The organism is Kitasatospora sp. NPDC043949 (genome assembly GCF_056435365.1).
Map to the genome: position 1 here is coordinate 1 of NZ_JBWKEQ010000057.1, position 5,996 is coordinate 5,996.

5 protein-coding genes and 2 pseudogenes are annotated in these 5,996 nt (G+C 71.8%); 4 read left to right on the forward strand and 3 right to left on the reverse strand.

What is annotated here, in order from left to right; translation table 11 throughout:
* The first annotated feature begins 123 nt into the window (after positions 1 to 123).
* Together AC07AL_RS32505 and AC07AL_RS32510 are read left to right on the forward strand one after the other, a co-directional pair.
* Positions 124 to 978, forward strand: coding sequence for an IS5 family transposase (locus tag AC07AL_RS32505; protein WP_363629851.1), 855 nt, complete (start codon positions 124 to 126; stop codon positions 976 to 978).
* Positions 979 to 1,162: 184 nt separating this feature from the next.
* Positions 1,163 to 1,561 (forward strand): hypothetical protein, encoded by a 399-nt coding sequence (locus tag AC07AL_RS32510; protein ID WP_363584775.1) that lies wholly within the window; start codon positions 1,163 to 1,165, stop codon positions 1,559 to 1,561.
* A 10-nt stretch (positions 1,562 to 1,571) separates the two neighbouring features.
* Here the strand turns inward: AC07AL_RS32510 and AC07AL_RS32515 are convergent, their stop codons facing one another.
* Positions 1,572 to 2,096 carry a hypothetical protein gene (locus AC07AL_RS32515; protein WP_478319173.1) on the reverse strand — a complete coding sequence of 175 codons (525 nt, stop codon included), beginning with the start codon at positions 2,094 to 2,096 and terminating at the stop codon, positions 1,572 to 1,574.
* Positions 2,097 to 2,242: 146 nt separating this feature from the next.
* Here AC07AL_RS32515 and AC07AL_RS32520 point away from each other — a divergent pair.
* Positions 2,243 to 2,657, forward strand: a pseudogene (locus AC07AL_RS32520) (transposase); the annotation flags it as partial.
* A gap of 343 nt (positions 2,658 to 3,000) precedes the next feature.
* Positions 3,001 to 3,324 (forward strand): hypothetical protein, encoded by a 324-nt coding sequence (locus AC07AL_RS32525; protein WP_478319174.1) that lies wholly within the window; start codon positions 3,001 to 3,003, stop codon positions 3,322 to 3,324.
* Positions 3,325 to 3,813: 489 nt separating this feature from the next.
* Here AC07AL_RS32525 and AC07AL_RS32530 read toward each other — a convergent pair.
* Positions 3,814 to 4,836 (reverse strand): annotated as a pseudogene (locus tag AC07AL_RS32530) (VWA domain-containing protein); the annotation flags it as partial.
* Positions 4,833 to 5,711, reverse strand: coding sequence for an AAA family ATPase (locus AC07AL_RS32535; RefSeq protein ID WP_363584781.1), 879 nt, complete (start codon positions 5,709 to 5,711; stop codon positions 4,833 to 4,835). The gene AC07AL_RS32535 and the pseudogene AC07AL_RS32530, both read right to left, overlap by 4 nt.
* Positions 5,712 to 5,996: the final 285 nt, after the last annotated feature.

The following is a 5,996-nucleotide window of genomic DNA, read 5'->3' on the forward strand; positions in this document are numbered from 1 at the left end:
CACTTCCTACCCCCCCCCCCCCCCCCCAAACCCCCCCCCCCCCCCCCCCCCCCCCCCCCCCCCCCCCCCCCCCCCCCCCCCCCCCCCCCACCAGGGCCTTCGTCTTGAGGGGAGGGAACGAGGTTGGCCCGGCGTCGCTGCTACCCGTCGGACACCTTCGACGACGAGTGGGCGCTGATCGAGGCGCTTCTGCCGGTTCCGGCCTGCGAGACGAAGGCCGGCGGGCGGCCGGAGAAGCACCCGCGTCGGGAGATCGTGGACGCGATTCGGTACGTCGTGGACACGGGCTGCAAGTGGCGCGCGCTGCCGAAGGACTTCCCGCCCTGGCGCACGGTTTTCGGCTTCATGGCGCGCTGGGCGGCGGCCGGGGTGATCGGCCAGATCCGTGACCAGCTCCGCGCCCGGGTCCGCCGGGACATGGGCCGGGCGCCGGGCGCGGTCGCCACGATCATCGACTCGCAGTCGGTGAAGGCCGCCGAGACGGTCGGCAAGGACAGCCGGGGCTACGACGCGGCGAAGAAGATCAACGGCAGGAAGCGGCACCTGGTGGTGGACACGAAGGGCCTGCCGCTGTTCGTGATGGTCACCCCCGCCGACATGACCGACCGCGACGCCGCGAAGGAGGTGCTGTTCCGGCTGCGGCTGATGCACCCGGAGATCACGATCGTCTGGGCCGACTCCGCCTACGCCGGGCAGCTGGTCGGCTGGGCGAAGAAGTACCTGAACCTCACCATCAAGACGGTGAGCCGGCCCAAGGACGCGAAGGGGTTCGTGGTCCTGCCGCGCCGTTGGGTGGTCGAACGCTCGCACGCCTGGGTGATGCACGCCCGCCGGCACGCCCGCGACTACGAACGCCTCGTCCAGCACTCCGAGTCGCTGATCACCTGGGCCGCGATCACCCTGATGACCAGGCGCATCACCAAGCGGCAGTCCAGGCGCTCGGGCCAGCCGGCGTCCCGCGAGGCCCAGCGGGACTGATCGTTCTCGGAGTCGGCCAACCGATCGCCACCCGGAGCCGCCGGAAGAACCGGCCGACCCCTACTCTCCCACGACCTCCCGGCGCCGGTCAGCCGGTTCGCCGACACCGGGGCCGCTTCCTGCCCGATGATGTGATCCATCCGACGAGCAGGGTGAACGGGCGGACTTGGGGGAAGGGCCACGCATGGAGATCATCAGCAGCACCGGCTTAGGCCGGCCCTGGCCCGAGCTGATGCCCGACCGCCGTCCGGCCCTGGTGGTCCCCGCAGCCCCCGGTCGTCCCCTGCTCGCCGAAGACGGCTGGGCCCCGCACGACGACGTCCCCGCCCTCACCACCGGTCAGCAGTGCGCCTGGTCCACCGTCCTGGACGGCTACCGGCTGACCGTTCGTCGCCCGTGCGGCCTGACCTGGTTCGACGGCGAGATCGCCGCCACCCGGGAGTGGCGAAACCGCGTCCACGTCCACGGCGCGCTGCTGCTGATCTCCGGCCCGTTCACCAGCGTCTTCGATTTCCGGCCCGTCGCCGCGGCCGGCCGCCTTCTGCTCCTCACCACGCCGGTCCGGCCCGCGGCCGGCACCTGACCGTCTCGGTTCAGTCGGGTTCCTCTTCCGCGTCGCCGATCTCCGCCCGCAGGTCGTGGATGCTCCGCAGGATCTCGATGAGGGCCGCCTCCGTCCGGCCGAGACCCCGGCGGACCCCGTCCACGTCGCCGGCCTCGAAGTGGAGGTGGGCGCCGAGCGCGTCCACCGCGACGGCGATCGCCATCGCCGACGCCATCCGGCCCGGGGGCGTCTCGTCCTGGTCAAGGCCCATGAGCTGCACGCCAGTGCGCTGCAACCGGTTGATCAGCGCGTTGGTCGACACCGCAGAGCCGGAACCGGCCTGGTCCATCCACCCGAGCAGCACCTCGGCCTGGTCCTGGTCGACCCCCAGCCTCGTCGCGGCGGTGACCTCCAGTTCGACCCTGGCCAGCAGTACGCCGAGCAGCCGCCGGCGGTTTCCCTCCTCCGGACCCTGCGGCCACAGTTCAGGATCGAGTACGGGCTGGTCCCCCAGCGCGACCAGGGCCGCATAGACCTGCTCGGCGCTCACCGGGAACTCGCTCTCGACGCTCACCCGGCCCAGCCTCCCCGGTCAGCAGCGCGAGCGCGCGGACCCACGCCCGAGACACCACCCGTTCGATTCCCGGCCCAGCCGAACGCTTCGCACACCCTCAGAAGCAGGTATTCAGCGAACTTCACACACATGAAGAACACGGAAGTGCTGGCTCAAGATAACGGCCGCAAGCGCCACCTGGTCGTGGACACCCACGGCCTGCCGCTGTTCGTCATGGTCACCCCGGCCGACATGACCGACCGCGACGCGGCGAAGGAAGTGCTGTTCCGGCTGCGGCTGATGCATCCGGAGATCACGATCGTCTGGGCCGACTCCGGCTACGCGGGCCCGAAGCTGGGCGGCTGGGCGAAGAAGTACCTGAACCTGACCCTCAAGACCGTCGGCCGGCCGAAGGGCGTGAAGGGCTTCGTCGTGATCAAGCGCCGTTGGGTGGTGGAGCGGTCGATCGCCTGGATCACGCACGCCCGCCGGCACGCCAGGGACTACGAACGGCTGATCCAGCACTCCGAGTCGTTGATCACTTGGGCCGCGATCACCCTCATGACCAGGCGCATCACGCAAAGACAGTCCCGCCGGGCCGGCCAGCCCAATCCCCGCGCCCCGATCGGGCACTGATCATTCTCAAGTTCCCCGTCGGGAACGCGGCCGGGAAGAACCCGAGTCACCGGCCGGCGCCTCACTCTCCCACGGCCCCGGGCGGCCTGTCAGAGGATTCGCCGCGCTGAAGCAAACACCCGGCGGGTGATGTGATTCGTCGCCTCACTTTCCTGATGGTCAAGGCCAGTTGATTTTTTGGGCTTAAGGAGTGAAATCATCGCAAAACGCGCAAAGAGGCGTCCGCGCTGAGCGATAGCAAGCGTATTCCCCGGGACTATGACACAAAGTCTCACACTGAGGAGAAATTGTGATCAAGAAAATGGCGGTCGTCGCGGCCGCTGTCACCGGTCTCGTGCTCACGAACGCGGGTTGGGCTGTCGCCAGCTCAGGCGGCGATCACGGGCACGGCGGAAACTCCGGAATCGCCTGCGTCGTCGGCGACGACGCAGGATTCTCCAACAACTGCGGCAACACGTACGTCTACGCCCCCAGCGTTCTGGGCAACCTGCTCAGCCTGCTCTCGCCTCCCCCCACTGGTGGTGGCGGTGGCAACAATGGCGGTGGCAACAATGGCGGTGGCAACAATGGCGGTGGCAACAACGGCGGTGGCAACAGCGGTGGCAACAGCTGACCCGGCCCCGCCCTGGCATGTTCTGCCTTGGCCTCCCCTGGACCGGTGAGCAATCGGGTTAGGGTGCTCAGGCCATCGGCCCCAGCGCCAGCCCTCCGTCGATGGGCCGCCGCTGGGGCCGGCTGCTGCCGACTTCGCGTCCTCGCCGAGCTTCGATGTCCAGGGCCCAGGGCCCAGGTCACACGATCACAGACTTCAACCAGTACCCGGACCGCCCCCCTGGCTGACCATCCGCCGGCCCGGTGGCCGCCTGACTTGGTTCGACGGCGATATCGCCACCACCCGCGAGTGGAGCCGTACGGTCCGCGCGCACCGCACTCTGCCGCTGATCACCGGCCCGTTCACCAGCGTCCTCGACTTCCAGTCCGCCACCACAGGCCGGTTGTTCCTCCTCCCCACCCCGCTCCGGGTCGCCGACGGCACCTGAGATCATCCCTGTTCGATTCCTGACCTGGGCAGATGCCGCCCGGATGAATGAAAACAGGCTCTCACGAAGGCGAACACCCGCACCTTGCTGAACTGTTCGCTCATCGCCCGCACCAGCAGCATGGTGAAGTCGGCGAATCCGGCCACCGAGCCGGAGACGTCGCACAGCAGCACGAGTTCCGGCCGGGCCGGGCGGCGCAGCCGGTAGGCAGGGCGCAGCGGCACCCCGCCGGTGGACAGCGAGCGGCGCAGGGTGCGGCGCAGGTCGATCCGTCCGCGTGCGGCGCGGCGCCGGGCGGCCAGCCTGGTGGCCAGCTTGCGGGCCAACGGGTGGACGGTGCGGCGCAGTTCGGCGAGCTGGTCGCGGCCGGCGGCGAGGAAGTCGATCCGGTCGGCGGTGGGTGCGACGGCGCGTTCGGCGATCCGCTCGGCGCCGCGCAGTTCGGCGACCCGGCGGCGGGCCTCGGTGGCGACCAGGGCGCGGAAGTCCTGGATGCGGCGGCGGATCTCGTCGGCGAGGACGCGGTCGGACAGGTCCGGGGCGGTGGCCTGCTCGCGCAGGGCGGCGAGGATCCGGGCGAGCAGGGTCTCGGGGGCGAGCCGGCCGAGCGCCTGGTGGGCCGACCAGCCGTCCGAGGCCGGCGTGGCACCGGCGCCGTACCGGCCGAAGGCCTCCACCACCTCGCCGGCCAGCCGGGCCTGGGCGGCCCGGTCGTCGGCGGCCAGGGCGGCGGCGAGGCGCTCGCGCAGGTCGTCGCGCAGCGGGTCGGGGCGGCCGGGGCGCGGTGGCCGGGGGTCGTCCGGGAGTGCGGGCGGGTCGGCGCGGACGGCCTCGGGGGTGCCGACGCCGAGCGGGAAGAACAGGTCGAACGTGGCGTCGAAGAGGGCCCGTTGGGTGTCCGAGCGCAGCAGCGCGGCGGCCAGGCCGGCCCGCATCTGCTCGCGGTCGGCGAATCCGAGGACGTCGAGGACGGCGGCCGCGTCGACCGTCTCGGCGGGGCCGATCCGCAGGCCGTGCCCGCGCAGCGCGCGGACCAGGCCGGTGAGCCGGGCGGCGGTGTCGGCCGGGGGCGGGGCGGTGGTCATGCGGGGGTGAGCTTCTGCGCGGCCTTCCGGATGTCGTCCTGGTGCTTGAGGATCACCCCGAGGGTGTCCTGGACGACCGCCTCGTCGAGGGTGTCCGCGCCGAGGGCCAGCAGGGTGCGGGCCCAGTCGATGGTCTCGGCGACGGACGGCGCCTTGCGCAGGTCCATCGCGCGCAGCGCGCCGACCACCCGGACCAGCGAGGCGGCCAGCGTGTCGTCCAGGCCGGGCACCTTGCGCCGGACGATCTGCCGCTCCAACTCGGCGTCCGGGTAGTCGAGGTGGAGGAAGAGACAGCGTCGACGCAGTGCCTCGGACAGTTCACGGGTGGCGTTGGAGGTGAGCAGCACGAAGGGGCGGCGGCTCGCGGCGATGGTGCCGAGTTCGGGCACGGTGACCTGGAAGTCGCTGAGCACCTCCAGCAGCAGCGCCTCCACCTCGACGTCGGCCTTGTCCATCTCGTCGATCAGCAGCACGGTGGGCTCGTCGCCGCGGATGGCGGTGAGCAGCGGGCGGGTGAGCAGGAACTCCTCGCCGAAGATGTCGGTGCGGGCCTGGTCCCAGCCCTCGTCGCGGCCGGCGGTGATCCGCAGCAGTTGCTTGGCGTGGTTCCACTCGTAGAGCGCGCGGGCCTCGTCGATGCCCTCGTAGCACTGGAGCCGGACCAGCCGGGCCCGGCCGATCGCGGCCACCGCCTTGGCGAGTTCGGTCTTGCCGACCCCGGCCGGGCCCTCGACCAGCAGCGGCTTGCCGAGCCGGTCGGCGAGGAAGACGGTGGTGGCCACGGCGGTGGAGGCCAGGTAGCCGGTGGCGGCCAGCTGGTCGGCGGTGTCCGCCACCGATGCGAAGAACCCCGTGCCGTCGCCGCTGCCGCTCATCTGCCCGTCCCGTTCCTGTCGGCCGTGTCCGTGCGGCAGCACCCTACCGGCCGGTCACTTCGCCGTCCCGGGGGTTCGGCGGGTGGCGAGGGCTGAGCCGGGCCGGCGGCGGGGCGTGCTTCTGGATCACCTGGCGGGCGTGCGGGCGCGCCGGAGGGGGGGGGGGGGGGGGGGGGGGGGGGGGGGGGGGGGGGGGGGGGGGGGGGGGGGGGGGGGGGGGGGGGGGGGGGGGGAGGGGGGGGGGGGATGGGAGGAAGCGCGCCAGTGGAGGAGCAGTATAGGAAA

Bases quoted from the DNA above. Each gene is read 5' to 3' on its own strand.
- AC07AL_RS32510 (WP_363584775.1), top strand. From the start codon at position 1,163: ATGGAGATCATCAGCAGCACCGGCTTAGGCCGGCCCTGGCCCGAGCTG.
- AC07AL_RS32535 (WP_363584781.1), bottom strand. From the start codon at position 5,711: ATGAGCGGCAGCGGCGACGGCACGGGGTTCTTCGCATCGGTGGCGGAC.